General features: G+C 67.3%; 21 protein-coding genes. 11 read left to right on the top strand and 10 right to left on the bottom strand.

The annotated features are described in order from the left end of the window. Positions 1 to 4 precede the first annotated feature (4 nt). Genes ACFXK0_RS14540 through narI form a run of 4 tightly spaced genes read left to right on the top strand, consistent with a single transcriptional unit; the run spans position 5 to position 6,753 of the window. Positions 5 to 3,691, top strand: coding sequence for a nitrate reductase subunit alpha (locus tag ACFXK0_RS14540; RefSeq protein WP_379410626.1), 3,687 nt, complete (start codon positions 5 to 7; stop codon positions 3,689 to 3,691). Next, the gene (gene narH / locus ACFXK0_RS14535) at positions 3,691 to 5,334 is read left to right on the top strand and encodes a nitrate reductase subunit beta (RefSeq protein WP_379410625.1); all 1,644 of its coding nucleotides are present in this window, start codon (positions 3,691 to 3,693) and stop codon (positions 5,332 to 5,334) included. Before ACFXK0_RS14540 ends, narH begins: the two co-directional genes overlap by 1 nt. Then, positions 5,331 to 6,005, top strand: coding sequence for a nitrate reductase molybdenum cofactor assembly chaperone (gene narJ, locus ACFXK0_RS14530; protein ID WP_379410624.1), 675 nt, complete (start codon positions 5,331 to 5,333; stop codon positions 6,003 to 6,005). The genes narH and narJ overlap by 4 nt, the downstream gene beginning before the upstream one ends. A 1-nt stretch (position 6,006) precedes the next feature. Further along, positions 6,007 to 6,753, top strand: a complete 747-nt coding sequence (narI, locus tag ACFXK0_RS14525) for a respiratory nitrate reductase subunit gamma (RefSeq protein WP_379410622.1) — start codon at positions 6,007 to 6,009, stop codon at positions 6,751 to 6,753. 1 nt (position 6,754) lies between these two features. Here the strand turns inward: narI and ACFXK0_RS14520 are convergent, their stop codons facing one another. Next, on the bottom strand, positions 6,755 to 7,285 hold the full coding sequence (locus tag ACFXK0_RS14520) for a hypothetical protein (RefSeq protein WP_379410621.1): 531 nt from the start codon (positions 7,283 to 7,285) through the stop codon (positions 6,755 to 6,757). A gap of 136 nt (positions 7,286 to 7,421) precedes the next feature. Here ACFXK0_RS14520 and ACFXK0_RS14515 point away from each other — a divergent pair, with 136 nt between their 5' ends. Continuing rightward, complete coding sequence (locus ACFXK0_RS14515; protein ID WP_379410620.1) at positions 7,422 to 8,390, top strand: dipeptidase; 969 nt, start codon at positions 7,422 to 7,424, stop codon at positions 8,388 to 8,390. Positions 8,391 to 8,470: 80 nt separating this feature from the next. On the opposite strand, the gene ACFXK0_RS14510 is transcribed toward ACFXK0_RS14515, so the two are convergent. Beyond that, complete coding sequence (locus ACFXK0_RS14510) at positions 8,471 to 9,490, bottom strand: NADP-dependent oxidoreductase (RefSeq protein ID WP_379410618.1); 1,020 nt, start codon at positions 9,488 to 9,490, stop codon at positions 8,471 to 8,473. Between the two features lie 193 nt (positions 9,491 to 9,683). After that, the gene (locus ACFXK0_RS14505) at positions 9,684 to 10,796 is read right to left on the bottom strand and encodes an AraC family transcriptional regulator ligand-binding domain-containing protein (RefSeq protein WP_379410617.1); all 1,113 of its coding nucleotides are present in this window, start codon (positions 10,794 to 10,796) and stop codon (positions 9,684 to 9,686) included. Between the two features lie 130 nt (positions 10,797 to 10,926). Between ACFXK0_RS14505 and lpdA the strand changes: the two genes are divergently transcribed. The 4 genes from lpdA (at position 10,927) to ACFXK0_RS14485 (ending at position 14,580) form a co-directional block, all read left to right on the top strand. Next, the gene (gene lpdA, locus ACFXK0_RS14500; RefSeq protein ID WP_379410616.1) at positions 10,927 to 12,330 is read left to right on the top strand and encodes a dihydrolipoyl dehydrogenase; all 1,404 of its coding nucleotides are present in this window, start codon (positions 10,927 to 10,929) and stop codon (positions 12,328 to 12,330) included. 431 nt (positions 12,331 to 12,761) lie between these two features. Next, a complete protein-coding gene (locus ACFXK0_RS14495) occupies positions 12,762 to 13,256 on the top strand; it encodes a L,D-transpeptidase (protein WP_379410615.1) in 495 nt (164 codons plus the stop codon). 58 nt (positions 13,257 to 13,314) lie between these two features. Further along, positions 13,315 to 14,019, top strand: a complete 705-nt coding sequence (locus ACFXK0_RS14490) for a polysaccharide deacetylase family protein (RefSeq protein ID WP_379410614.1) — start codon at positions 13,315 to 13,317, stop codon at positions 14,017 to 14,019. Positions 14,020 to 14,193: 174 nt separating this feature from the next. Further along, positions 14,194 to 14,580 carry a hypothetical protein gene (locus ACFXK0_RS14485; protein ID WP_379410613.1) on the top strand — a complete coding sequence of 129 codons (387 nt, stop codon included), beginning with the start codon at positions 14,194 to 14,196 and terminating at the stop codon, positions 14,578 to 14,580. A gap of 3 nt (positions 14,581 to 14,583) precedes the next feature. Here the strand turns inward: ACFXK0_RS14485 and ACFXK0_RS14480 are convergent, their stop codons facing one another. Beyond that, entirely contained in the window at positions 14,584 to 14,961 is a 378-nt protein-coding gene (locus ACFXK0_RS14480; RefSeq protein ID WP_379410612.1) for a VOC family protein, read from the bottom strand. Between the two features lie 89 nt (positions 14,962 to 15,050). Then, the gene (locus tag ACFXK0_RS14475; RefSeq protein WP_379410611.1) at positions 15,051 to 15,596 is read right to left on the bottom strand and encodes a carboxymuconolactone decarboxylase family protein; all 546 of its coding nucleotides are present in this window, start codon (positions 15,594 to 15,596) and stop codon (positions 15,051 to 15,053) included. 203 nt (positions 15,597 to 15,799) lie between these two features. Here ACFXK0_RS14475 and ACFXK0_RS14470 point away from each other — a divergent pair, with 203 nt between their 5' ends. Beyond that, positions 15,800 to 16,678, top strand: coding sequence for a nuclease-related domain-containing protein (locus ACFXK0_RS14470; RefSeq protein WP_379410610.1), 879 nt, complete (start codon positions 15,800 to 15,802; stop codon positions 16,676 to 16,678). A 4-nt stretch (positions 16,679 to 16,682) separates the two neighbouring features. Here the strand turns inward: ACFXK0_RS14470 and urtE are convergent, their stop codons facing one another. From urtE to urtA, 5 genes are all read right to left on the bottom strand, one after another. Beyond that, positions 16,683 to 17,375, bottom strand: coding sequence for an urea ABC transporter ATP-binding subunit UrtE (gene urtE, locus ACFXK0_RS14465; RefSeq protein ID WP_379410609.1), 693 nt, complete (start codon positions 17,373 to 17,375; stop codon positions 16,683 to 16,685). Then, positions 17,368 to 18,174 (bottom strand): urea ABC transporter ATP-binding protein UrtD, encoded by an 807-nt coding sequence (gene urtD / locus ACFXK0_RS14460; RefSeq protein WP_379410608.1) that lies wholly within the window; start codon positions 18,172 to 18,174, stop codon positions 17,368 to 17,370. The genes urtE and urtD overlap by 8 nt, the downstream gene beginning before the upstream one ends. Next, positions 18,171 to 19,310, bottom strand: a complete 1,140-nt coding sequence (gene urtC / locus ACFXK0_RS14455; protein WP_379410607.1) for an urea ABC transporter permease subunit UrtC — start codon at positions 19,308 to 19,310, stop codon at positions 18,171 to 18,173. Before urtC ends, urtD begins: the two co-directional genes overlap by 4 nt. Then, entirely contained in the window at positions 19,307 to 20,191 is an 885-nt protein-coding gene (gene urtB, locus ACFXK0_RS14450; protein ID WP_379410606.1) for an urea ABC transporter permease subunit UrtB, read from the bottom strand. The genes urtC and urtB overlap by 4 nt, the downstream gene beginning before the upstream one ends. 64 nt (positions 20,192 to 20,255) lie before the next feature. Next, positions 20,256 to 21,506, bottom strand: a complete 1,251-nt coding sequence (gene urtA, locus ACFXK0_RS14445; protein WP_379410605.1) for an urea ABC transporter substrate-binding protein — start codon at positions 21,504 to 21,506, stop codon at positions 20,256 to 20,258. Positions 21,507 to 21,859: 353 nt separating this feature from the next. On the opposite strand from urtA, the gene ACFXK0_RS14440 reads away from it, so the two are divergent. Then, positions 21,860 to 23,689 (top strand): acyl-CoA dehydrogenase, encoded by a 1,830-nt coding sequence (locus ACFXK0_RS14440; RefSeq protein WP_379410604.1) that lies wholly within the window; start codon positions 21,860 to 21,862, stop codon positions 23,687 to 23,689. Positions 23,690 to 23,787: the final 98 nt, after the last annotated feature.

The following is a 23,787-nucleotide window of genomic DNA, read 5'->3' as shown; positions in this document are numbered from 1 at the left end:
CGCAGTGGCACGCGCAGCGCATATCGGCGGACCCGTCGAAGACCTGCTGGTTCGCAGTGGCCGGTTCTTCACGCCCGGCGTGGAATCGCCCGACCGGCGTGCCGTCACCCGGGCAGGCGGGCGCGAGGGCGACATCTTCTATCGCAACCGGTGGAGCCACGACAAGGTGGTGCGCTCCACTCACGGCGTGAACTGCACCGGATCGTGTTCGTGGAAGGTCTACGTCAAAGACGACATCATCACCTGGGAGACCCAGGAACTGGACTATCCGTCCGCGGGTGCCGACCGCCCCGACTACGAGCCGCGCGGCTGCCCGCGCGGCGCCGCCTTCTCCTGGTACACCTACTCGCCGACCCGGGTGCGCTACCCGTACGCACGTGGCCTGCTGGTGGAGATGTATCGCGAGGCCAAGTCCCGGTTGCGCGATCCGGTGCTGGCCTGGGCCGATATCCAGGCCGATCCCGAACGCCGCCGCACCTACCAGCGGGCCAGGGGCATGGGCGGACTGGTGCGGATCAGCTGGGACGAAGCGGTCGAGATGATCGCCGCGGCGCACGTGCACACGATCAAGGAGTACGGCCCCGACCGGGTGGCCGGGTTCTCGCCGATCCCGGCGATGTCGATGGTGTCCTTCGCCGCGGGCTCGCGCTTCGTGGAACTGCTCGGCGGCGTGATGACCTCCTTCTACGACTGGTACGCCGACCTGCCCGTCGCCTCCCCGCAGGTCTTCGGCGACCAGACCGACGTGCCCGAGTCCGGCGACTGGTGGGACGCCTCCTACCTGATGATGTGGGGTTCCAACGTCCCCGTGACGCGCACGCCCGACGCGCACTGGATGGCCGAGGTGCGCTATCGCGGCACCAAGGTCGTCACGATCAGCCCCGACTACGCCGACAACACCAAGTTCGCCGACGAGTGGATGCCGTGCGCGGCGGGCACCGACGGCGCGATGGCCATGGCGATGGGGCATGTCATCGCGACCGAGTACTTCGTGCGCAAACGCGAACCGTTCTTCGTCGACTACGTCCGCCAGTTCACCGACCTGCCGTTCCTGATCAGCCTCGACGAACGCGACGGGCAGCTCGTGCCCGGCAAGAACCTCACCGCCGCCGACCTCGGCGACACCTCCGAGAACGCCGCGTTCAAACCGGCGATCCTCGACAGCGTCACCGGCGCGCCCGCGATCCCGCACGGCTCGCTCGGCTTCCGTTTCGGCGAGGAGGGGGTGGGCCGGTGGAATCTCGACCTCGGTGACCTGCAGCCCGCGCTGACCGTCGCCGATGTGACCGGTGGCGACAGCGCCGTGGTGACCCTGCCGCGCTTCGACACCGTCGACGGGCACGGCGAGACGATCGATCGCGGGGTGCCGGTGCGGGTGGTCGCCGGTCGCCGGGTGTGCACGGTCTTCGATCTGCTGCTGGCGCAGTACGGTGTCGCGCGGCCGGGGCTGCCCGGGCACTGGCCCAGCGGGTACACCGATCCCGATTCGCCGGGCACGCCGGCCTGGCAGGAGGCCATCACCGGTGTCTCCGGTGAGCAGGTCATCCGGATCGCCAAACAGTTCGCCGACAACGCCGTCGATTCCGGCGGCCGCAGCATGATCATCATGGGCGCGGGCATCTGCCAGTGGTTCCACGGCGACGCCACCTACCGCGCGATCCTGGCGTTGCTGCTGCTCACCGGTTCGATGGGCCGCAACGGCGGCGGCTGGGCCCACTATGTCGGCCAGGAGAAGTGCAGGCCGGTGACCGGCTGGAGCGCGCTGGCCATGGGCACCGACTGGTCGCGACCACCGCGGCTGATGGCCGGCACGTCCTACTGGTACGCGCACACCGATCAGTGGCGCTACGACGGCTACCGTGCCGATGTGCTCGCCGCCCCGACCGGTCGCGGCCTGTTCCGCGACAAGCACACCATGGATGTGCTGAGCTCGGCGGTGGCGATGGGCTGGACGCCGTTCTTCCCGCAGTTCGACCGTTCCTCGCTGGACCTCGCCGCGGAGGCGCAGTCCGTCGGCGCCGATCCGGTGGCCTACACGGTCGACCAATTGCATTCCGGCGACCTGCGATTCGCGGTCCAGGACCCCGACAACCCGCGCAACTGGCCGCGCGTGCTCAATGTCTGGCGCTCCAATCTGCTCGGCTCCTCGTCGAAGGGCAACGAGTACTTCCTCAAACACCTGCTCGGATCGGCCTCGAATGTGCGCAACGAACAGGCGGCGCCGGACCGGCGCCCGGTCGATGTCGTCGCACCCGACCCGATACCCGAGGGCAAGCTCGATCTGCTCATGTCGATCGACTTCCGGATGACCTCCACCACCCTGTTCTCCGACATCGTGCTGCCTGCGGCGACCTGGTACGAGAAGGTCGACCTGTCCAGTACCGATATGCACCCGTTCATGAACGCCTTCACCGCGGCGATCGACCCGGCGTGGGAGGCCCGCTCGGACTTCGACGCCTTCGGCACGATCATCCGGGCCTTCGCGCCGATGGCGGCCCGGCATCTGGGCACCCGCACCGATGTCGTACTCGGCACGCTGCAACACGACACTCCGGGCGCGATGGCCTATCCCCATGGCACCCAGTCGAATTGGCAGACCACCGGCGAGGTCCCGGTGCCGGGCAAGACGATGGGTCCGCTGGTCGTGGTCGAACGCGATTACGCGAGGGTCGCGGAGAAATGGGCGGCGCTGGGTCCGCTGGTGGAACAGGCCGGGCTCACCACCAAGGGCGTCACCGTGTTCCCCGATCAGGAGGTGCTCGAGCTCGGCCACCTGCACGGAGTGATGAATTCCGGTGTGGCGGAGGGTCGTCCGGCCCTGGATACCGCCGAGAAGATGGCCGAGTCCATCCTCATGCTCTCCGGCGCCACCAACGGCAGGCTCTCGGTGGCCGGATTCGAGGAACTGGACCGGCGCACCGGCCGCTACATGGTGAAACTCGCCGAGGGCAGCGAGGAACGCCGGATCACCTTCGCGGAGACACAATCCCGGCCGGTGCCGGTGATCACCAGCCCCGAATGGTCGGGCAGCGAAACCGGTGGCCGACGCTACGCGCCGTTCACCCAGAACATCGAATACCTCAAACCATTCCACACCCTCACCGGCCGCATGCATTTCTACGTCGATCACGACTGGCTCGAGGAACTCGGCGAGGCGCTGCCCATCTACCGGCCGCCCCTGGACATGGCCAAGCTCTACGGCGAACCGGGCATCGGGGAGCAACGCGACGGCCTCGGCCTGACCCTGCGCTATCTCACCCCGCATTCCAAATGGTCGATCCATTCCGAATATCAGGACAACCTGCTGATGCTGTCGCTCTCGCGCGGCGGACCGACCATGTGGATGAGTCCGGGCGACGCCGCGGAAATCGGTGTGCGCGACAACGAATGGGTCGAGGCAGTGAACCGCAACGGTGTGCTCGTCTGCCGCGCCATCGTCTCCCAGCGCATGCCGCGCGGGGTGGTGTACGTGTACCACGTCCAGGAACGCACCATCGATGTCCCGCTCGCGGAAACCACCGGAACCCGTGGCGGCATCCACAATTCGATCACCCAACTGCTCATCAAACCCACCCATCTGGCGGGCGGCTACGCCCAGATCTCCTTCGCGTTCAACTATCTCGGCCCGACCGGAAATCAGCGCGACGAAGTGACCATGGTCCGTCGCCGTAGCCAGGAGGTGACGTACTGATGAAAGTCATGGCGCAGTTGGCGATGGTGATGAACCTGGACAAATGCATCGGCTGCCACACCTGTTCGGTGACCTGCAAACAGGCCTGGACCAATCGCAGTGGCACCGAATACGTCTGGTTCAACAATGTGGAAACCCGTCCAGGACAGGGTTATCCACGCACCTACGAGGATCAGGAGAAATGGCGCGGCGGCTGGACGCTGAAGAACGGCAGGCTGCGGCTGCGCGGCGGTGACCGGTTCGCCAAGCTGGCCAATATCTTCGCCAACCCGAAAATGCCGTCGATGTCGGACTACTACGAGCCGTGGACCTACGACTACGAGAACCTGATCAACGCCCCGCTGTCGGACCAGATCCCGGTCGCCGCGCCGCGCAGCCTGCTCACCGGCGACCGGATGAAGATCAACTGGTCGGCCAACTGGGACGACGATCTGGCCGGCTCACCGGAGATCCTGCCCGGTGATCCGGTGCTGGCCCAGGTCAGCGAGAAGGTCAGGACCGAGCTCGAGCAGACGTTCATGTTCTATCTGCCGCGCATCTGCGAGCACTGCCTGAACCCGGCGTGTGTCGCCTCGTGCCCGTCGGGGGCGATGTACAAGCGCACCGAGGACGGCATCGTGCTCGTCGACCAGGACAAGTGCCGTGGCTGGCGCATGTGTATCTCCGGATGCCCGTACAAGAAGGTGTATTTCAACCACAAGACCGGCAAGGCCGAGAAGTGCACCTTCTGCTATCCGCGCGTGGAGGTCGGGCTGCCGACGGTGTGCGCGGAGACCTGCGTCGGCCGGTTGCGCTACATCGGGCTGATCTTCTACGACGTGGACAAGGTCCTGGACGCGGCCTCGGTCGCCGACGACCGCGCGCTCTACCAGGCGCAGCTGGATGTGCTGCTCGATCCCGCCGACCCGGAAGTCGTCGCGGGCGCGCGCGCCTCGGGCATTCCCGACAGCTGGATCGAGGCCGCGCAGAAGTCCCCGATCCACACGCTGATCAAAGACTTCCGCGTCGCACTGCCGCTGCATCCGGAATACCGGACCATGCCGATGGTCTGGTACATCCCGCCGCTGTCGCCGGTGGTCGACGCGGTCGCCCGCGACGGGCACGACGGCGAGGACCTCGGCAATCTGTTCGGCGCACTGGAATCACTGCGTATTCCCTTGGAATATCTCGCCGGACTGTTCACCGCGGGCGATACCGAAACCGTCGCGCTGGTGCTGCGCAAGCTCGCGGCGATGCGCTCGTACATGCGCGATATCAATCTCGGACGCGAACCGCAGGAACATATTCCGGCCGCGGTCGGGATGACCGAGGAACAGATCTACCGGATGTACCGGCTGCTCGCGCTGGCGAAAATCGATGAGCGGTATGTCATTCCGTCGGCCTACGCCGAACAGGGCCATCAGCTCGAGGAATCGGTGGCCGACTGCGCCCTGGATTTCGACGGCGGGCCAGGCATGTACGACCAGGCCTCCGGCCCGTTCGGGGAGACCAGCGGCAAGCCGGTGCCGGTCGCGGTGGAAACCTTCCACGCGCTCAAACAGCGCCAGACCAGCGAGTCGGCCGGTGGCCCGTCGCGGGTCAACCTGCTGAACTGGGACGGCAAGGGCGCTCCCGATGGCATGTTCCCGGGCGGCCGCCGATGATGCGCGGGCGGACCGCGCGCCGCACCGCCGAGCACCGGCTGGTCTGGCAGGCGGCCTCGCTACTGCTGGCCTATCCGGACGACGAGCAGAGCGCACGCCTCGACCTCGTCACCCAGCTGTGCGCGCACCTACCGCCGGAACGTGCCCGGCCGCTGCTGTCGGTGGCCGATGCCCTGCGTGCTATTGCGGAAAATGTTGCGGCACAACAGTATGTGGAGACGTTCGACCTGCGCAGGCGAGCCACCCTGCTGCTCACCTACTGGACCGACGGCGACACCCGCAATCGCGGCATGTCGATGCTGGCGTTCACCGAGGCCTACCGGGGCGCCGGCGTGACCCCGCCGGACAACGAAGTGCCCGACCATCTTCCGGTCGTGCTGGAATTCGCGGCCACCGTCGACCCGGTCGCCGGTGCCGCGCTGCTCACCGCCTACCGGCGCGCGATCCACGCCATCGGGCTGGCACTGGCCGACGAGGACTCGCTCTACACCCCGGCACTGGCCGCCGTCACCGCCACCCTGCCGCCCGCCACCGAGCAGGACCTCGGCTGGGCCCGCCGCCTGGTCGACGCGGGCCCGGCCGCCGAGGCGGTCGGCCTGGCCCCGTTCACCCTGACCGTGCCGCCGCGCCGCGACGCGCGGGAACCCGCTGTAGCGAAAGGACTTCGGTGACATGGCTGCTGACAGTGTCTCGGCGGGCGAGATCTTCTGGGACATCGTCCCGTACGTGAGTCTGGCGATCCTGATCGTCGGCAGCTGGTGGCGCTACCGCTACGACAAATTCGGCTGGACCACGCGGTCCTCGCAGCTCTACGAGAGCAGGCTGCTGCGCATCGGCAGCCCGCTGTTCCACTACGGGATGCTGGTGGTGATCGTCGGCCACATCATCGGCCTGGTCATCCCCGAATCCTGGACCGACGCCATCGGGATGAGCCAGCACGTCTATCACATCCAGGCCATCGCGCTGGGCAGCATCGCCGGCGTCGCCACCCTCACCGGCATCGTGCTGCTGATCTACCGGCGCCGCCGCAACGGGCCGGTGTTCACCGCGACCACCCGCAACGACAAGATCATGTACGTGGTGCTGGTGTGCGCGCTGGTCACCGGGCTGGCGACCACGTTGATCGGTTCCGGCGCGATCGGCCCGGAACACAACTACCGGGAGACGGTCTCGCCGTGGTTCCGTTCGATCTGGATCCTGCAACCGCGCGGAGACCTGATGGCGCAGGCGCCGCTGTCGTTCCACATCCACGTGCTGATCGCGCTGACCCTGTTCGCGCTGTGGCCGTTCACCCGGCTGGTGCACGCGTTCAGCGCGCCGCTGAGCTACTTCTACCGCCCCTACATCGTCTACCGGTCGCGGTCGAGCGCCAAGCCCGACGAGCTCGTCGGCTCGCGGCCACAACGGCCCGGGTGGTGAGTCACCAGTGGTGCGCGACGTCGATCACCACGCGGGCCGGGTGGTCGAGGGTCAGCACGCGGAACGGGAGCCGGGCGCGCACCCCGAGGCCGAAACCGGTGCGGCCCTCGAACGACCCGGCCCAGGCGAGCTGGCGGAAGGTGTCATAGCCCGCCACGTTCACCACTTCACCGGGTTGCGCGGGACGGAAGGTGGCATTGCCTGCGTCGTCGTAGGCGGGCGCCTGCACCGTCACGTGCAGGAAAGCGCCACCACGCAGCGGTACCGGGAGACCGGAGCCGTCCATGGTGACCTGGTCGACATAGCCGACGTGATAGCCGGCGGCCGGGCCGCTGAGGTCGACCACCATGCGGTCGAAGCAGGCGTGGCGGCCCACACGAACATTCTCGACGGTGGCGCGGGCATAACCGGACGCCGATTCGTCGAGCGAGCCCCAGACGAGTCCACAGGAGGACGGACCGGCCGCGACCGGGGCGGCCCACAGGCCGGCGCCCAGCGCGAGTGAGGCGAGGAGGATCAGCAAGCGACGCATGTCGCACCGCCTTCGGGCAGGAAATGAAGTCACTGGTTAATCGGGCAGATCGGACATCGCGTTAGCGACGATCCGATTCCGGATCCATTGCGAAACGTAGGATCGCCGGTAACGGACGACGAAGGGGAGATGGTCGATGTTCCTGTGGGAGCAGCACTGTTGTCTGCCGTTGCGGCACACCGCCAGGATCGCCGAGCTGGCCAGGTATCCGCTCGGTTCGTACCTGTCGGTGAATGTGGGCTATTCGCCACAGCGCAAGGCGGATTCGCTGGCACTGCTGGACCAGTTCCGGGCCGAGGCCGCCGCCGACCCCCGCTTCCGTCTCGTCACGACCGCCGAGGAGGTCGGCGACCCCGAGGTGCTCACACTGGCCTTCGATCTCGAGGATTCCGCACCACTGGACGGCGACCTCGACAATGTCGAACTGTTCTACTCCCTGGGCGTGCGCTCCCTGGCACCCACCTACAACCACGCCAACCCGGCGGGCTGCGGCTGCCTCGACACCGAGGACACCGGCCTGTCCGCCTACGGGAAAGACCTGGTGCGCAAGCTCAACGAGGTCGGCATGTTCGCCGACGGCTCGCACTGCTCGCGCCGCACCGGACTCGACCTGTCCACCCACACCACCGCCCCGATGATCTACAGCCACTCCAATTTCGCCGCGCTGTGGGCACATCCGCGCAATATCACCGACGACCAGGCCCGCGCCTGCGCCGCGACCGGCGGCGTGGTCGGCATCAACGGCGTCGGAATCTTCCTGGGCCACAACGACCCCGACGACCGCGCCGCCCGCGTCGCCGCCATGGCCGACCACATCCGCTACGGCGTCGACCTGGTCGGCATCGACCACATCGGCATCGGCTCGGACTACTCCTTCGACGGCCAGCAGTTCAACGACGAGATCCGCGACACCCCCCACGCCTTCTCCGAGGTCTACACCAAGTGGGGCCCCTTGCAATGGACCCCACCCGAAGACCTCCTGGGCGACGCCGATGTCCCCGGCCTCGACACCCACCTCGCCACCCGCGGCTTCACCCCCAGCGAACGCGCCGCCCTCTTCGGCGGCAATTTCGCCCGCCTCGCGGCCCAGGTCTGGCGGAACTGAGCTGGACGGTTGATCACCAGGCCACCAGGGATTTCCCTTCTCGGCCGTTGTCTCCCTGAAGGCCTGGTGATCTTGATCGGTCATTCGAGACGCACGAGCATCTTGCCGGTATTGGCGCCGGTGAGGACGCCGAGGAAGGCGGCGGGGGCCTGGTCGAGGCCCTCGTAGACGGTTTCGGCGGTGCGGAGGGTGCCGTCGGCCAGCCAGCTCGCCGCTCGCGGGATGTATTCGGCGAAGAGTGGGAGGTAGCTGGTCACCAGGAGGCCGCGGAGGGTGAGTTCCTTCGTCGCGGCGAGGTAGAGGTCAGGGGCCGGCCGGTCGGTGTCACCGTTGTAGCCGCTGATCGCGCCGACCAGGGCGATCCGGCCGTGCTGGTTCATGGCTTCGACGGCGGCCCGCAGGTGCTCGCCGCCGACGCTGTCGAGGTAGACGTCGATGCCGTCGGGGGCCGCGTCGGCGAGCTGCTCGGTGAGATCGCCTCCGCGGTAGTCGATGGCGGCGTCGAAACCGAAGACGTCGAGCAGCTTTCGGGCCTTCACCGGCCCGCCGGCCGAGCCGATCACCCGCTTCGCCCCCAGTGCCCTGGCGATCTGGCCGGCCACACTGCCCACCGCGCCGGCGGCGGCCGAGACGAACACGGTGTCGCCGGGACGCACCGGCGCGGCGTCGGTGAGTGCCGCGTAAGCGGTGAGTCCGGTGGTGCCGAGCACGCTCAGGAACTGATACGGGGCAGCCAGTTCCGGATCGATCGGGGTCGCGGTCGCCGCGTCGACGATCGCGTGTTCGCGCCAGCCGGCGAAATGCGAGACCAGCGTGCCGACGGCGATCGTGGCGGCGCGGGACTCGATCACCTCCCCGACCGCCGAACCCTCCAGTGCCGCACCGAGTGCGAACGGCGGAATGTAGGAGGGCGCGTCGTCCATCCGGCCGCGCATGTACGGGTCCACCGACATCCAGGTATTGCGCACCAGGATCTCCCCGTCGGCCAGTGGCGGCAGTTCGCGCTCGACGAAAGCGAAATCTGTCGCGACCGGGGCGCCGACCGGGCGGGCGGCCAAGTGGATCTCGCGGGTGTGGGTGGGGCGCGCGGTGTTCGTCATGATCGAGCCTTCTTTCCAGGTCAACCGGGGTTTTCTCCGGTATCGACCACGGTATGGCGGCGGTGACGGCGTCCCCAGGTCCGCGCACGCCTGCACCCGGTCCATTCCCGCCAGGCCGTACTTCATCGAGACCGAGCTCGGTAATTCGGTCGAGGCGCGGTGAGGGTACGCACGCTGGTGGTGTGGGCCGTGGTCAGCGGGTGGCGGCCGGCGATGCGCCGGTCCAGCGGTGGAAGGCTTTCCGGAGGGCGCGGTCGTCGGTGAAGGCCAGTCGCTGGGCGACCGCCGCGGTGGTGAAGCCCTGTCCCAGTAGGGCTTCGGCGCGTTCGTGGCGGAGCACATCGAGTTCTTGACGCCAGGAAGTGCCGTGTTCGGCGAGATGCCGTTGCAGGGTGCGCGGGCTCATGGCCAGGGCGGTGGCGACGCGGGGCAGGGCCGGGTCGCCTGCGTCCAGCGCGGTGGCGAGGGCGACGCGGAACGGGTCGAGTGGACCGGCGATCGGGCGGGCGGAGGCGAGGACCAGGTCGGCGTGGCTGCGCAGCAGGTCGGCCAGTATCGGGTCGGCGCGGGGGAGCGGGGCGTTCGCGTCGTCGGCATGGAAGGTGATGGCGTCGGCGGCGGCGCCGAACTCGATCTCGTCGGTTCCGAACGCGGCGACCAGGTCGGCGTGGTCGGCCGGCGCGGGATGGCCGAAACTCACCCTGGCCGCGACCAGCGGCCGGCCGGTCGCCTCGCGGGCCCGGCGCAAGTAGTAGGCCAGCACGTACTCGTTGACCACCGCGGCGACCGCCGGATCCCCCGCGCTGGTGCGGTAGCCGACGGTCAGCTCGCCCTCCCCGGACAGGTCGAAGCCCTCGGCGGCCGCGGTGACCAATCGGTGGAAAGGCTGGGCGGCGCGCAGCGAATCGGTCAGCGTGGCGCCGGTGGTCACCAGGTAGTCCCAGGTGGTCAGCGTCCCGAGCGGCGCCGCGGCGGCGATCGCCAACCCTGCCCCTTGGCCCGGTCGCGCATGAGCGATCAACTCCCACAACCCCAGTAGCGAGCTCATCGGAATCCGGTGCAGTTCACCACCGAGCAGGACAGCATCGGTGCCCGGGATCCGGTCGAGCTGGTCTTCGGGCACTCCGGCCTGCCGCGCGGCCCGCACGAGCAGTCGCATCAGCGGTGTCGAGACCGTGCCGTCGAGCCTGCTGCCGATTCGCGCCCCCGCCCCGATGGTTCCCCCCGCGTATTCGGCGGGGGCGCCGTTCGGCAGGTCGTGCGCAGTTTCGGCGATCGTCGTGTCGCTGATCGCCCGGACGCTCACCACGTCGACAGTACCGGCGTACCCGGGCCGGCGGGTGGGCGTGCGAAGGCGCTGGGTGGGGTGTGCGCGCATCTCACGTAAGTGGGGGACGGGTGGGTGAAGTGTTGGAAACAGAGTTAGGCTCGGGGTCGTGACTTCCCACTACGATGTCGTCGTTCTCGGCGCTGGTCCCGGCGGATATGTCGCCGCGATCCGTGCCGCTCAACTCGGCCTGCGAACAGCGATTGTCGAGCAGAAATACTGGGGTGGCGTGTGCCTGAACGTGGGCTGCATCCCGTCCAAGGCACTGCTGCGCAACGCCGAGCTGGCCCATATCTTCCACAAGGAGGCCAAGACCTTCGGCATCTCCGGTGAGGTCAGCTTCGACTTCGGTGCCGCCTTCGATCGCAGCCGCAAGGTGGCCGACGGGCGCGTCAAGGGCGTGCACTTCCTGATGAAGAAGAACAAGATCGACGAGTACGACGGCCTCGGCACCTTCACCGGCCCGAACTCCCTGGACGTCGCCCTCACCAAGGGCGGCGCCGAGTCGATCACCTTCGACAACGTCATCATCGCCACCGGCACCACCACCAAACTGCTGCCGGGCACCCAGCTCTCCGCCAACGTGGTCACCTACGAGGAGCAGATCCTCACCCGTGACCTGCCCGGCTCCATCCTCATCGTGGGCGCGGGCGCCATCGGCATGGAGTTCGCCTACGTCCTCAAGAACTACGGCGTCGACGTGCGGATCGTGGAATTCCTCGACCGCGCGCTGCCCAACGAGGACATCGACGTCTCCAAGGAGATCACCAAGCAGTACAAGAAGCTCGGCATCACCATCACCACCGGTGCGGCCGTGCAGACGATCGACGACGACGGCTCCAAGGTCACCGTCCAGATCAAGGACAACAAGTCCGGTTCGGTCGAGACGGTCACCGTCGACAAGGTGCTGCAAGCAGTCGGCTTCGCGCCGCGGATCGACGGCTACGGGCTGGAGACCACCGGTGTCGCGCTCACCGACCGGGGCGCCATCGCGATCGACGACAACATGCGCACCAATGTGGGGCACATCTACGCGATCGGTGATGTCACCGCCAAGCTGCAGCTCGCGCACGTCGCCGAGGCGCAGGGTGTGGTCGCCGCCGAGACCATCGCCGGCGCCGAGACGCTGACACTGGGCGACTACCGGATGATGCCGCGAGCCACCTTCTGCCAGCCGCAGGTCGCCAGCTTCGGGCTCACCGAGGAACAGGCTCGCGACGAGGGCTACGACGTGAAGGTCGCGACCTTCCCGTTCACGGCCAACGGCAAGGCGCACGGGTTGGCCGATCCGACGGGGTTCGTGAAGCTGATCGCGGACAAGACTCATGGTGAGCTCATCGGTGGGCATCTCATCGGGCCCGATGTTTCGGAGTTGCTGCCTGAGCTGACGTTGGCGCAGAAGTGGGACCTCACTGTCAATGAGCTGGCTCGGAATGTGCACACGCATCCGACGTTGAGTGAGGCTTTGCAGGAGGCTATTCATGGACTGGCTGGGCACATGATCAACTTCTGAGTTGTGTGGTGGGCCCGGTGTCGCTGGTTGGCGGCACCGGGCTTTTTTGTTTGCGGTCCCAGGATGGTTTGACGGGCTGTGTTTGTTGGAGCGCTGGCGCGCTCGAGGTCGCGGCCCCTGGGGGCCGCCGGGGTCGGGATGTGCGGGGGTGGGAGTGCGGGAGGCTGCGGTCTTTGGTGGTGAGGTGTGGCTGGGAGTGCGGGAGGTTGCGGTGCTTGTATTTCTATTCGGCCAAGTTGTGGGCGTTGATTTGGTGAATCGCGTTCTATGGCCCATGATCTGAGCAGTTCTTCTCGTGAGTACATGGGTAATTCGCCGGGCACGCCCACAAGCTGACTTCCTCGTGACCGCCAGCCCGGCAACGCGCTGTCGTCGTACCTACGGCCGGCAAAAGGCGCGTAGAGGCGGACAGAGAGGTTACGAACTCGATGGTGAGCAAGCGCATTCTCGGTTGGGCCGCCCGGGTGGCCGCGGTGGTCGCGGTGGCGGGGTTCGGTGTCACGGGGCCCGCGATGGCCGAGCCGCTTTTCCCTGGTGGACCTGATATTCCCGGTGTTCCCGCGATTGTTCCGACGGCGTCGCCGTGCCCGGTGGTGGAGGCCAGGGCCTGTCTGCGGCTGTCGACGAACGAGGCGTGGCTGGTGGACAACGGACGGGTGGTCTTCGGGCCGACGCCGATTTCGCACGGTATGCCGGGATTCGAGACGCCGCCTGCGGTGACGCGGATTTCGTTCAAGCGCGAATTCCACTGGAGCACGATGCATAATGCGCCGATGCGCTGGGCCACGTTCTTCAATGGGGATATGGCGTTCCATGTGGGGCCGGTGGACTCGAAATCGCACGGCTGTGTCCGGATGACCGAGGACGGCGCGCACCGATTCTTCGATTACCTGAACCCGGGCGACATCACCCAGGTGATTCCGTAGCGATCGCACAACCGACACCACGCACTACTCTGGCCGGAGGATCCGGAGAGGCAGACGTGTGCGCAAGTGGTTGACGGGGCTCGGTATCGGCATTGTCGTGGTGGTGACGGTGGCCGCCGGGCTGTATGTGCTGATGAATTCGCGGACGTATCAGGTGGCCGGGCGGCTGGTGGATCGGGTCGAGACGAACGAGAAACTGGTCGCCCTCACCTTCGATGACGGGCCCACCGACCGCACCCCGGAAATCCTGCGCGTCCTGGGCGAACTCCAGGTGCCCGCGACCTTCTACCTGGTCGGCGAGGACCTGGCCGCGCACCCGGAGTACGGTGCGGCCATCGCGGCGGCAGGCCACGAGATCGGTAATCACTCGTACACGCATCGCCGGCTGGTCCTCGTCTCCGGAGACACTGTGCGCGCGGAGATCGAGCGCACCGACGCCGAGATCCGCCGCACCGGATTCCCTGGCCCGATCACCTTCCGCCCGCCCTACGGCAAGAAACTGTGGACGTTGCCGCACTACCTGTCCGAGCACGATCGCACCGCGGTGACCTGGGATGTCGAACCGGATTCGGCGGGCGGGGCCAGTCAGAAAGCGATCGTCGCCGAGACGCTGGCCGGCACCCGTCCCGGTTCGATCATCCTGCTGCACGTCATGCACGGCACCACCGAGCCGGCCACGCTCCCGGACATCGTCAACGGCCTGCGCGCGCAGGGCTACCGCTTCACCACGGTCTCCGACCTGCTCGCCAAGGGCACCGGCTAGCGCCGCCCGGTATTCGACGCGCGGCGCAATGGCCTCTAGCACCTCGCGATGGACCGGTCCTGGAGCAGCGGTAACCACTGCGACCGCCGCCCTGGGTGACGGTGATCGTCGCGTCCGCCGCGCTGGCGTGACGCCGAGGGTGGGCCGGCGGGGGCTCTGTGGCACAGTGCGGGGGTGGCTGCTATCGAAACCCCGCGTCGCCGGACGCATACCTACCTGAGCGGACTGCTGTTCGTGGCAGGCGTCCTGCACTTCGTCGTGCCGAAGCTGTACGACGCCACTATCCCGCCCAAGCTCCCCGGCGACCCGCGCACCTACACCTACGCCTCCGGTGTCGTCGAGTTCGGTGTGGCGACGGCGCTGGCGGTGCCGCGGACCCGGCGTTTCGGTGGCTGGCTGGCCGCGGCGCTGTTCGTCGGGGTTTTCCCCGCCAATATTCAGATGGCCGCTGATGTGGTCGGCAATCCGAAGGCGTCGCCGGTGTTCAAGGCTGGTGTGCTGGCCCGGCTGCCGTTGCAGATTCCGATGATCCTGGCGGCACTGCGGGTCGCGCGCCGCTGAGCGTCACACCCACTGGACGAGCTGGATGACGATCCCGTTGGGATCGGTCATCTGGAAGTAGCGCTCGCCCCATTCCTCGGTCTCGATCGGTGTCTCGATCGGGACGCCCGCCGCGCTCAGCCGCGCGTACTCGGCGTCGATATCGTCGACCACGAACACCACCAGCAGGCCGTCACCCGCGCTGCCCGCGATCCGCGCGGGCTTGAAGGTGGCCAGCCCGGTGCGCAGGTAGATGATGTTGACGCCACTGTCGGCGCGGTTCAGCGAGACGAAACCGTCGGCGGCCATCTGCTCGGTGAAGCCGAGGTGGTCGATCAGGAACTGCGCCGAGGCTCGCGGATCGGCGACATTGAGCGACAGGGCGGTACCGGTGATCTGCATGGGCTCTCCTCGATGGCGATGAACTCCGTACGTTGTACGCCTTAACTGTGGGAGCTTCCGTGGCTGTCCGCTGTATGACCTGGGTCACATCAGAAGGTGTCACGCGCGATCCGCAGGGTGGTGATGGTGGCGGCCAGGCCCTCGTACTGGTTGATCAGCAGCACGATCTCGATCTGCAACCGCTCGTCGAAGTGCGCGGCCAGCCCGGTCCAGGCGGCATCGTCGACATCGCGGGTGGTCACCAGCTGATCGACCACCGCGAGCAGTGCCCGCTGCCGTGGCGTCCAGCCCTCGGCCTCGGGGCCCGCGCCGACCCGCTCGATCTCGTCGGCGGTCAGCCCGGCTTTGCGGCCGAGGCGGCGATGGTGGTCGGTTTCGTAGTCGCAGTCGCGCAGGTGCGCGACGCGCAGGATCACCAGTTCGGCCTCCGCGCGGCGCAACCGTCCACCTGGCATGAGCTTGCCGGAGAAATGCAGCCAGCCACGGAACAGGCCGCCGGTACGGCCGAGCGTGCTGAACAGGTGGGCGTCCTCGGTTCCCGAAGCGCGCGAAAGCACCTGCCAGACAACCCAGTTGATCGGCCCGAGTTCACCGAACCGTCCCGGAGAAATGCGTGGTAGGGGCGCTGAAGTCATCTCGTGTCCACCTGTCTGCTCGACGTCGCCCGGCCGGGTCGTCAGCGTACTCGCCGGTATCGGATTCCGGTGCCGAGTGCGGTCGCCGAACTGTTTTTCTTTGAGTTCCAGTGGTTTTCGGAACAGTTGCGCGTCATGATCGGTGGGTACCGCAGCGCGCAGCGGCGGTGTGAGGTCGCAGCACTGGTAGGGGAACATCGACAATGCTGGTTCGGATCAGGCCGGAGGCGGAGCTCACCGGCGCCGAGCGGGAGTTCGTGGAATGCCTGCGCGCCTATCCGAGCACGGGGTTGGCCCTGGTCGACTGCCGGGTCGGTGATCGCAGGCTCGGCGCGGTGATCGTGACGCCGCGGGGGATCACCGTCGTCGAGGTCAAGGGATTCCGGCGACGGCAGAGCGGCCTGCTCGCGGTCTCGCCCGACGGTTCGTGGACGATCAGCGACAGCCCGCTCGACCTGGACGCCGAGCCGTCGACCGGACTCACCGATCGCCTCGAGCACGGGGTACACGCGGTGCGGGTGGCGCTGGAGCAGGCACTCCAGGACAGCAGGTACGTGTGCGGCGCGGTCGTGCTCGTCCCGTATCGCGGCGTGGTGGTCCGGCCCGCGCGCACAGCACTGCGGCCGGGGCTCGACGTGCTCGTCGCCAACACCATCGACGCGCACGAACTGCGGATCTACCTGGAGGGCTTCTCCGCAGGCCCGCGCGAATGGACCGTCGACCGGGTGCTGCACACCTGTTCGGCACTCGGGCTCACCGCGCCGGACCGGGCCGAACTGCTCGAGGAGGGCTTCGACGAGAACCGCCCGCCGTCGAACCCGATCCCGGCGCCGAGCAAGTTCACCCCGCCGGTCCAGGCGCCGCCGCCGATCGAGCCGGGCCCGCGCGGGAAGCTGGCCGCACTGGCCGTCTTCGTGGCCGCGGTGCTCGGGGTGTTCCTGGTGCTGCTGATCGTGGTGCTGGCGCTGCTGCGCGATTCCCCGCATCCGCGGCCGGTGTCGGAGACCTCGCAGAGCACCACCACCCGCGCACCGACCACTCAGCGCCCGGTCGAGTGCTTCCCGTTCCAGAACGGCTGCTGAGCCTTCAGATCGCCATGGCCGCGCGGACTGCGGACTCCGCGTCCGCACCACCTGTCCCGGTCGAGCCGATCTGGCCGGAATGCAGCACGTAGTAGTGCTGGGCGGCTTGCAGCGCGAAGCCGATGTGCTGTTCCACCAGCAGCACGCTCAGCCCGCCGCGCTGGGTGAGATCGATGATGGTGCGTTCGATCTCGGCCACCACCGACGGCTGGATGCCCTCGGTCGGCTCGTCGAGAATGAGCAGCTTGGGCTCGGTGATCAGCGCCCGCGCGATGGCCAGCTGCTGACGCTGACCGCCGGAGAGCAGCCCGGCCTTGCGGGTGAGCAGCTCACGCAGCGCGGGGAACAGCTCGAGCGACTCCTCGATCAGCGCCTTGCCCCGCTTGCGCCCGTCGGCGACGACCTGCAGATTCTCGGCTGTGGTCAGCTGGGGAAAACTCTGCTGCCCCTGCGGCACATAGGCGATACCGCGCTTGACCCGCTGCGACGGGGAGAGCTTGGTGATCTTCTCCCCGTCGAAGGTGATGGTGCCCGATTTGGTGGGCAGCAGGCCGACGGCGGTGCGCAACAGGGTGGTCTTGCCCGCGCCGTTGTGGCCCATGACGGCGACCACGCTGTCGTCGGGCACGGTCAGACTCGCGCCGTGGATCACCTCGGTGCGCCCGTAGCCCGAGTGGATGTCGTGTAGTTCAAGCATCGGCCGGTTCCTTGTCTGTCGCAGCCAGATTCGCGGTGCCGAGGTAGACCTCCTGCACCTTCGGATCGGCCTGCACCTGTTCGACGCTGCCCTCGCTGAGCACCTTGCCGCCCGCGAGGACGGTGACCGAGGTGGCGAAGGAGCGCATGAAGTCCATGTCGTGCTCGACGACGACGACCACGCGGTCACCGCCGATGCGGCGCAACAGGTTTCCGGTCTCCTCCCGTTCCTCGGCACTCATGCCCGCGACCGGTTCGTCGAGCAGCAGCACCGAGGCGTTCTGCACCAGCAGCATGCCGATCTCGAGCCACTGCTTCTGCCCGTGCGCCAGCACGCCGGCCGGCTTGTCCCGCAGCGCGGTGAGACCTGTTGTCTCCAAAGCCTCTTCGATTCGCGGCAGCACCGACTTGCGCGCCCGCAGCAGCGACAGCGCCGAACGACCCGCGCCCGCCGCGATATCCAGGTTCTGCAACACGCTGAGCTGCTCGAACACACTCGCGGTCTGGAAGGTGCGGCCCACACCGAGGCGGGCGATCTGGTGCACCTTCTTGCCGAGCAACTCGGTGCCCGACTTCTGCGCCGAGCCGGTCGCCGGGACCAGGCCGGTGATGGCGTCGATCAGGGTGGTCTTGCCCGCGCCGTTGGGGCCGATCAGGAACCGCAGGTCGCCCTGCAGCACCGTCAGATCGACGTCGGTGACGGCCTTGAAACCGTCGAAACTCACCGAGAGGCCACGGATTTCGAGGTAGTCGCTGTCCATGCCGGCGTTGCCGCCTGCTTTGGGCTCGTGTGTGGTCATCGCGCGGCCACCTTCTCCTCGGTATCGACGACGGGTTCGGCGGACGGGGCGGGCGGCGGCGGAGTGCTCGCGCGCCGGGCGCGGATCCGGTCGCGCAGCAGCGGCCACAGTCCGGCGAGCCCCGCCGGGATGAAGCCGACCACCACGATGAACAGGATGCCCTGCAGGTAGGTCCAGCCCGACGGGAACGACTCCGACAGCGAGGTCTGCGCCCAGGCCACGCCGATCGCGCCGAGGATCGGGCCGAGCAGCGTGGTGCGGCCACCGATCGCGACGCCGATCAGGAACGCGATCGACGGAATGACGCCGATATCGGCCGGGGAGATGATCCCGACGATCGGGGTGAACAGCGCACCGGCGATCCCGGCCAGGAACGCCGCCACCACATAGGCGACGATCTTGATATTGGCCGGGTCGTAGCCGAGGAAACGCACCCGCTCCTCCGCGTCGCGCACCGCGACCAGCAGTTCGCCGTAGCGGCTGCGGTTGAGCTGACGGATCAGCGCGACCACCACCAGCAGCGTGCCCGCCGCGATGAAGAACAGCATCTGCCGGTTCACCGGGTCGGAGAGCTTGAAGCCGAAGAACGCGCGGAAGTCCGACAGGCCGGTGTAGCCACCGATGGCCTGCTGGCCGGTGAGCAGGATGGCCAGCGCCGCGGCCAGCGCCTGACTCAGGATGGCGAAGTAGGCACCGCGCACCCGACGCTTGAACACGCCGTAGCCGAGCACCGCGGCCACCAGGCCGGGCAGTACCAGGATGGCGATGATCGCGACCGGTCCCGAGGCGAAGGGCTGCCAGAATCCCGGCAGCTCGCTGATCCCGGAGATCTCCATGAACTCCGGCACGTCGTTGCCCAGGCGCGCGGCGTCGGCCAGCTGCATGTGCATGGCCATGATGTAGGCGCCGATGCCGAAGAACACACCCTGGCCGAGGGTGAGCATTCCGCCTCGGCCCCACGCCAATCCGATACCGGCGGCCACGATGGCGAAGCAGAGGAACTTGGCGAGCAGGTTCAGCCGGAAGTCGCTGAGTACCGCGGGCGCCACCGCGAACAGCAGGATCGCCGCGAGGGCGAATCCCGCGAGCGGCGTCAGGCGCGGATAGGCGCGCAGACGTTCGGTGAGTGCGCTCATGCCAGGCTCCTTGTCCGCACGGTGAACAGACCCTGCGGGCGGACCTGCAGGAAGATGACGATCAGCACGAACACGATGACCTTCGCGATGGAGGCGGTGGTCGAGTATTCGATGAAGGAATTGAGCAGGCCGAGTGCGAAGGCCGCGATCACCGTGCCCTTGATCTGGCCGAGGCCGCCGATCACGACCACCAGGAACGCGTCGATCAGATAGCTCTGGCCGATGGTGGGGCTGGTCGAGCCGATGAGGGTGAGCGCCACCCCGGCGACCCCGGCCAGGCCGGACCCGATGAAGAAGGTACTGATATCGGTGAATCGTGAAGAGATACCGGAGGTTTCGGCCAGGCCACGGTTCTGCACGACGGCCCGGATCCGGCGCCCCAGCGGGGTGGTCTTGAGCACGGTGGCCAGCGCGGTCACCGCGACGATCGCCAGTACCAGGATGAAGATGCGGGTCTTGGGGACCACCGCGCCCGCGATGGTGATGCCGCCACTGAGCCATTCGGGGACCAGCACGTTCTTGGCCGGCGCGCCGAAGATGTCGCGCGCGGCCTGCTGGAGTACGAGGCCGACACCGAAGGTGACCAGCAGCGTGTCCAGCGGGCGGTCGTACATGTAGCGGATCAGTCCCATCTCCAGGGCGGCGCCGAGCAGGCCGCCGATCAGGAAGCCCAGCAACAGTGACACGATCAGCGAGACACCCGCCGACGAGAAGACCTGTTGCACAACGTAGGTCGTGTAACAACCGGCCATGATGAATTCGCCGTGCGCCATATTGATGACGCCCATCTGACCGAAGGTCAGCGACAGCCCGAGCGCGGCGAGCAGAAGAATGGATCCCAGGCTCAGCCCCGTGAAGAGCTGGCCGATCAGCACGTCCATTGCAGTGGACTCCTTGGAACTGGGGCGGTGTGGGACGCGCCGCGTCCCACACCGGTCGGGCTGATTACTTGAGGCCCTCGGCCCAGTCGTAGGACTTCAGGTACGGGTCCGGGCTGATCGGCTTGCCGGAATCCCACACCGTGTAGATCAGGCCGTCCGGGCGGATCTCACCGATGCGGGCGGTCTTGGTGATGTGGTGGTTGGAGCCGTCGATGGTGACGGTGCCCTCGGGGGCGTCGAAGCTGACGCCGTCCGCGGCGGCCTGCACGTCGGCCACGGCGAAGGACTTGGCCTTCTCGACGGTGTTCTTCCACAGGTAGACCGAGGTGTAGGCGGCTTCCATCGGGTCCGAGGTGGGCTTGTCGGCGCCGAAGGCGGCCTTGTAGTCGGCGACGAACTTCTTGTTCGCCGGGGAGTCGACGGTCTGGTAGTAGTTCCAGGCGGTCAGCTGGCCCGCGATGTTCTGCGCGCCGATGCCGGCGACCTCTTCCTCGGCGATGGACACCGAGATCACCGGCATGTCAGCGGCTTTCAGGCCGGCGTTGGTGTACTCGCGGAAGAACGCGACATTGGAATCGCCGTTGAGGGTGTTGAACACCGCGTCGGCGTCGGCGCTGCGGACCTTGTTGACGATGGTGGAGAAGTCGGTCGAGCCCAGCGGGGTGTAGTCCTCGCCCTTGATCTCGATGCCGTTGGCCTCGGCGTAGGCCCTGATCTCGCGGTTGGCGGTCTGCGGGAAGACGTAGTCCGAGCCGACCAGGTAGAGGGACTTGACGCCCTTCTGCTTGAGGTAGTCCAGCGCGGGGACGATCTGCTGGTTGGTGGTGGCGCCGGTGTAGAAGATGTTCTTGGAATCTTCCAGGCCCTCGTACTGCACGGGGTAGTAGAGCAGCGAGTTCAGGTTCTCGAACTTGGGCTTCATGGCCTTGCGGCTCGACGAGGTCCAGCCACCGAAAACCGCGGCGACACAGTCGGAGCTGATCAGCTTCTCGGCCTTCTCCGCGAAGGTCTTCGGATCGGAGGCGCCGTCTTCGAGGACGATCTCGATCTGCTTGCCGAGCACCCCGCCCGCCGCGTTGATCTGGTCGATCGCCAGCTTGGTCGAGTTGGCCACGGTGACTTCGGAGATGGCCATGGTGCCCGAGAGCGAGTGCAGGGATCCGACCTTGATCGTGTCCTTGGTGGTGTCGACACACGATGCCGCGGTCTGGCCGGCGGACGCGTCGTCGCGCGCACCGCAACCGGTGAGCAACAGGCCGGCGACGGCCACCGCGGCAGGCACGACGAGTGCCTTGACCAAACGGGATTCAGACATGGGCGGTTCTCCTCATCAGGTGTAACGGTGACGCCAGACGCGCCACAACGAACACCGCCGCTGCCTGCCCGGAACTGAGGCACGGCAAGTTGTATACCGCGGCGTATTCGTGATTCGGAACAGTAGATGGAACTTGTTGCACTGGAATGTCGCTCGATCACATGCCCGTTTCGTCTGTTTCATCTGTGTGAATTGTTCCTCTCGGCCGTCCTACGGGCCGGTGTGCGCCTACGGTTGCGTAGGTGCTGCCGGTGCGGCAACCTGGCGGTACGTACGACCGCAGTCGATTTGTACGACGTCGAACAGCCCGGATGAGAGCGGCGACGGCCGCGTGGTCTTTCGAGGAGGGCCCAGTGGGGCACTACAAGGCAAACGTGCGCGATATCGAGTTCAATCTCTTCGAGGTGCTGGGGCTCGACAAGCTCCTCGACACCGGCGCCTACGGTGAGCTGGACTCCGAGACGGTGCGCCAGATCCTGGACGAGGTACAGCGGCTGGCCGAGGGCCCGATCGCGGACTCCTTCGCCGCCGCCGACCGCGATCCGGTGGTCTTCCACCCCGAAACCTTCGACATCACCGTCCCCGAGCCGCTGCGCAAGACGGTGGCCGCGGTGCAGGAGGCCGGCTGGTACCGCCTCGGCATGCCGGCGGGTATGGACGGCACCGCCGCCCCGAATGTGCTGATGTGGGCGATCAACGAGCTGATCATCTGCGCCAACCCCGCCGCCAGCTTCTTCAATATGGGCCCGATGATGGGCTCGGTGCTCTACCTGGTCGGCACCGAGGAGCAGCAGCGCTGGGCGCGCGGCGGTTTCGAACGGGGCTGGCAGGGCACCATGGTGCTCACCGAGCCCGACGCCGGGTCCGATGTCGGCGCGGGCCGCACCAAGGCGGTGGCCCAGCCCGACGGTTCCTGGCACATCGAGGGCGTGAAGCGGTTCATCTCCGGCGGCGATGTGGGCGAGGTGGCCGAGAACGTCTTCCACCTGGTGCTGGCCCGGCCGGACGGCGCCGGCCCGGGGACCAAGGGGCTGTCGCTGTTCTACGTGCCGAAGTTCCTGTTCGATCACGAGACCCTCGAGCTCGGCGAGCGCAACGGTGTCTATGTGACCGGCGTCGAGCACAAGATGGGGATCAAATCCTCGCCCACCTGCGAGGTCACCTTCGGCGGTACCGCGGTGCCGGCCAAGGGCTGGCTGGTCGGTGACGTGCACAACGGCATCGCGCAGATGTTCAAGGTGATCGAGAACGCGCGCATGACAGTGGGCGTGAAGTCCTCCGGCACCCTGTCGACGGGGTACCTGAATGCCCTGGAGTACGCGAAGACTCGCGTCCAGGGCGCGGATCTCACCCAGATGTCGGACAAGGCCGCACCGCGCGTCACCATCACCCATCACCCCGATGTGCGGCGCTCGCTGATGCGGCAGAAGGCCTATGCGGAGGGGCTGCGGGCGGTATATCTGTATACCGCCGCGCATCAGAACGCCGACGTGGCGGAGCTGGTGTCCGGCGCCGACGCCGAGCTGGCGCACCGGATCGACGACCTGCTGCTGCCGATCGTGAAGGGCGTCGGTTCCGAACGCGCCTATCAGCTGCTGACCGAATCCCTGCAAACTTTCGGCGGATCCGGCTATCTGCAGGACTATCCCATCGAGCAGTACATCCGCGACGCGAAAATCGACTCCCTCTACGAGGGCACCACCGCCATCCAGGCCCAGGACTTCTTCTTCCGCAAGATCATTCGCGATCACGGCGCGGCGCTGGGGCACGTCAACGCGCAGATCACCGCGTTCCTGGACAACGACACCGGCCGCTTCGGCACCGAACGCGACCTGCTGCGCACCGCCCAGGCCGATATCGGCGCCATGGCGGCCACCCTCACCGGCTACGCCATGGCGGGCCAGGCCGAACCCGCCGAGCTCTACAAGGTCGGCCTGGGTTCGGTCCGTTTCCTGATGGCCGTCGGCGACCTGCTCATCGCCTGGCGCCTCCTGGTGCAAGCCGAGGTGGCCACCGCCGCCCTGGCCGGCGAGGCCACCCCCAAGGACCGCCCCTTCTATCAGGGCAAGGTAGCCGTCGCGAGCTTCTTCGCCAAGAACGTCCTCCCCGAACTCACCGCCACCAAGAACATCCTCACCACCATCGACAACGACATCATGGCCATCCCCGAAGAAGCCTTCTGAATGACGACATTACCTGGGAGGTTTTTCACGCCATGAGGTTGACGGCGAGGGTGGCTGCCGAGGTATACGCACTGGTTGGATTGGTGTTGCCGGTCGTG

Origin of the sequence: Nocardia sp. NPDC059177, from assembly GCF_042755165.1 — a bacterium.
In the GTDB taxonomy this organism is placed as follows: domain Bacteria; phylum Actinomycetota; class Actinomycetes; order Mycobacteriales; family Mycobacteriaceae; genus Nocardia.
Note: the sequence above shows the minus strand (reverse complement) of the source record. Positions and strands in the feature narration are given on the sequence as shown.